At 67.3% G+C, this 3,618-nt stretch carries 3 protein-coding genes; 2 read left to right on the top strand and 1 reads right to left on the bottom strand.

What is annotated here, in order from left to right:
• The coding region (locus tag VGS97_RS16815) for a glycoside hydrolase family 6 protein (protein WP_326854496.1) at positions 1 to 1,738 on the top strand (1,738 nt) is incomplete at its 5' end.
• Positions 1,739 to 1,978: 240 nt separating this feature from the next.
• Here the strand turns inward: VGS97_RS16815 and VGS97_RS16810 are convergent.
• The gene (locus VGS97_RS16810; protein ID WP_326854495.1) at positions 1,979 to 2,419 is read right to left on the bottom strand and encodes an SRPBCC family protein; all 441 of its coding nucleotides are present in this window, start codon (positions 2,417 to 2,419) and stop codon (positions 1,979 to 1,981) included.
• 276 nt (positions 2,420 to 2,695) lie between these two features.
• Between VGS97_RS16810 and VGS97_RS16805 the strand changes: the two genes are divergently transcribed.
• Complete coding sequence (locus VGS97_RS16805) at positions 2,696 to 3,286, top strand: hypothetical protein (RefSeq protein ID WP_326854494.1); 591 nt, start codon at positions 2,696 to 2,698, stop codon at positions 3,284 to 3,286.
• The last annotated feature ends 332 nt before the right edge of the window (positions 3,287 to 3,618 follow it).

The raw sequence follows: 3,618 nt of genomic DNA, 5'->3' as shown, positions 1-3,618 counted from the left end.
CGGTTGTTCGGTCAGTTACACGATTGCCAGCGACTGGGGCACTGGCTTCAGCACCAACATTGTGATCACGAACCTGGGCAGCCCGATCACTTCCTGGTCCTTGACCTGGAGTTTCGCGGGTAACCAGACGGTCACCCAGCTGTGGAACGGCAGTTACACGCAGTCCGGCAAGAACGTGACCGTGACGAACCTGTCCTACAACGGGTCGATCGGCACCAACGGCACCACCAGCCTCGGATTCAACGGCGCCTACACCGGCACCAACGCCGCCCCCGCCAGCTTCGCGATCAACGGCACCACGTGCACCGGCACCGTGACCGGCAGTGCCAGCCCGAGCGCCAGCCCGTCGCAGTCCGCGTCGGCCAGCCCCTCGCCCTCGCACTCCGCCTCGGCCAGCGCGAGCGCCTCGGCCTCGCCGAGCCCGAGCGCCAGCAACACCGGCTGCGGAAACTCCTGCCCGCCGCACGTGGCCAACCCGTTCCTCGGCGTCAGCTACTACCTCAACCCCAACTACGTCGCCGAAGTGCAGGCCCAGGCCTCCGCTGACGGCAACAAGGCCTCCGAGGCCAAGGTCGGCACCTACCAGACCGCCATCTGGATGGACCACATCGGCGCCATCGCCGGCGACAGCACCCACACCGGTCTGCAGGCCCAGTTCGACAACGCCGCCACTCAGGCCGCCTCGTCGAGCCTGCCGGTCATGATCGAGGTCGTCATCTACGACCTGCCCGGCCGTGACTGCGCCGCCCTCGCCTCCAACGGCGAGATCCCGGCGACCGCTGCGGGCCTGACGCAGTACGAGTCGCAGTACATCGACCCGATCGTCGCGATCGAGGGCAACTCGAAGTACAGCAAGCTGCGGATCGTCAACTTCATCGAGCCCGACTCGCTGCCCAACGCCGTGACGAACAAGAGCCTGTCCGCATGCTCCACCGCCATCCCGTACTACGAGACCGGCATCGAGTACGCGCTCAGCCACCTGCACGCCATCGGCCCGCAGATCTACAACTACATGGACATCGGCCACTCCGGATGGCTCGGCTGGCCGAACAACATGAGCGGCGCCGGCCCTGAGTACGCCAAGGTCGTCAGCGCCTCGACCGGCGGCTACGCCACCGTCGACGGCTTCGTCTCCGACACCGCCAACACCACCCCGGCCGACGAGCCGTTCCTGCCGAACTCCACGCTCAGCGTCGGCGGCCAGCCGCTGGACTCGGCGAAGTTCTACCAGTACAACCCGTACTTCGACGAGCACCACTACGACGAGGCGATGTACAGCGAGTTCACCTCCAGTGGCTTCCCGTCGTCGATCGGCATGGTCATCGACACCTCCCGCAACGGCTGGGGCGGCTCGGCCCGGCCGACCGCGCTGAACTCCAGCCCGACCACCGTCGACACCTACGTCGCCGCCAACAAGACCGACCAGCGTCCGTTCCGCGGCGACTGGTGCAACGTCAACGGCGCCGGCATCGGTGCCCGCCCGCAGGCCAACCCGTACGGCTCCGGTGACCACATCATCGCCGACGTGTGGATCAAGCCCCCGGGCGAGTCCGACGGTGACTACCCGACCGCCTCGCACACGCACGGCGACCCGCACTGTGACCCGAACGGCACCCAGACCGACGGCAACGGCGGCACCTACCCGACCGACGCGATCCCGGGTTACGACGTCCCGGCCGGTAACTGGTTCGCCTTCCAGTTCCAGCAACTGGTGACCAACGCCAACCCGGCGATGTAGTAACAACGTCCCGACCGGCTAAGGCAACTCCGACAACGCCTTAGCCACCGCAGGAAACGTTGCCCCCGGCCCCAAGCCGGGGGCAACGCGCGTTACGCGCACATCAGCAGGCCGCACGCACGCCACAACCAACACCCATCCGCCCTACACCACAGCGGCCACCAAGCGCCCCGCCGCACCCGCACCGCCACCACAGCGTCAACGCCGCCCGCCCCCGCCTGCCAGCCGACGCGACACAGCTCAGCCCTCGACGTGCGTCGCCAACCTCGCCAGCACCTGCTCGTGAATGCGATTCAGCGCCTTCGGCGCGAACGTCCGCTCGAAGAACCCGCCGATGCCACCCGCCCCGTTCCACACCGACTCGACGGTCACCAACGACGTGTCAGCCTGACCACTCACCGTCCACGTCACCCGCATCGACGAATTCTCATCCGCCTCCACCAGCGTCAACGCAGCAGGCTGCGACACATGAGCCACCACGTCGCGAGTCCGCTTCTCCGTGGCCGCGAGGCGCCACGACGCGACCGTCCCCGCGCCCAGCCCGCCCTCACGCACCGTGTACCCGCTGTACTGTGCCGACAGAATCTTCGGCCGGACGGTCGCGTAATCAGCCAGCGCTTCGAACACCGTCTTCGCCGGAGCACCGATCTGACGGCTCGCCACCGCTCGCACCTGCCCCATAACGCCAGCTCCTCACCCTCACACAGTCACAACGCGATACCGAGCCCCCACCCTATCCCGCAGCTTCCCGGCCGCCAGGCACAGCCTCACCAAGCACGAACCACCGCCGAACCGCATTAACCAGTGAACCCGTGAAACCGGTGAAGCAGGTGAACCGCGTCAACGGTCGTCCGGCGCGCTCCCGTCACCACTCGGCGCATACTGATCAGGCCTTTGCTTGCCACCCGCCGTAACGGGGCAGACACTGCCCCCACTAGGTCCTTGGGGAGGACAACCATGGCCACAGGGTCACGCACCCGCACCTCAGCGGCCGTCGTCGCAGCCGCCGCCATTCCGCTGATCGTCGTTATCGCGCTCGGCAACCAAGCGCTACAAAGCTGGCGGGACACCCGCGCCGGCAGCGGCAACCACTGGATCGCCGACCTGTTCCAGCCCTTGGCCCTCGCCGGATGGCGCTTCAACCCCGGTTCCGGCCCCCACTCCACCGCACACTGGCTCGCCCCGCTCGTCTTCAACGTCGTTCTCGTCGTGTTCACGGCGCTGCTCGCCATCGCGGCCGCCTACAACCGTGGACGCATCGCCATGCTGTTCGGCGTCTGGGGCGCCGTCACCCTTGCCGGAGCCGCAGCAGGCCTGGCCAGCGCCCCCTTCGCCTACTCCGGCGTTCCGAACATCGTCACCGCTGACACGTACCGCGACACTCTCGCCGAAGGAATGCTGCTCGGCTTCTTCATCGGCGTCATCGCCGGGATCATCGCCGCCCTGTTCGCCGGCGGAAACGGCTCCGACCAGAGCAGGAACGCCGTCCAAACGACAGCCGCCGAACCTTCCCCCGGCTACGACGAAACTTGGCCGCTCAGCGGCTGAGCCCTGATCCCCAGCCCAGCCAACCCAGCAGCCGCACCCGCCTGCGACACAACGCACGCCAGGCAGGTGCGGCTGCCGCGTAAGGGCGCACGGGCACGTAAGGGCCGCGACACGGCCCCACATTCACAGGCCTCAGTCACTCCATCCAGGCCGCACCACGACCCGCACCGCAGTCACAGGTCAAAGCAGGATGCGTAGCACCGTCCCCAACTGCTCATAGTCACGCTCGCAGTTGTAAAGCTGCGCAGACACGCGCAGCAGCGCCTGACCTCCCCAGACGTTGATTACCGTTTCGATCCCGAACTCGTCGGCAATCCGATCACGCAGCGCAT

Origin of the sequence: Actinocrinis sp., assembly GCF_035946395.1 — a bacterium.
Lineage (GTDB): Bacteria > Actinomycetota > Actinomycetes > Streptomycetales > Catenulisporaceae > Actinocrinis.
This window is presented reverse-complemented; position numbering and strand designations above follow the sequence as displayed.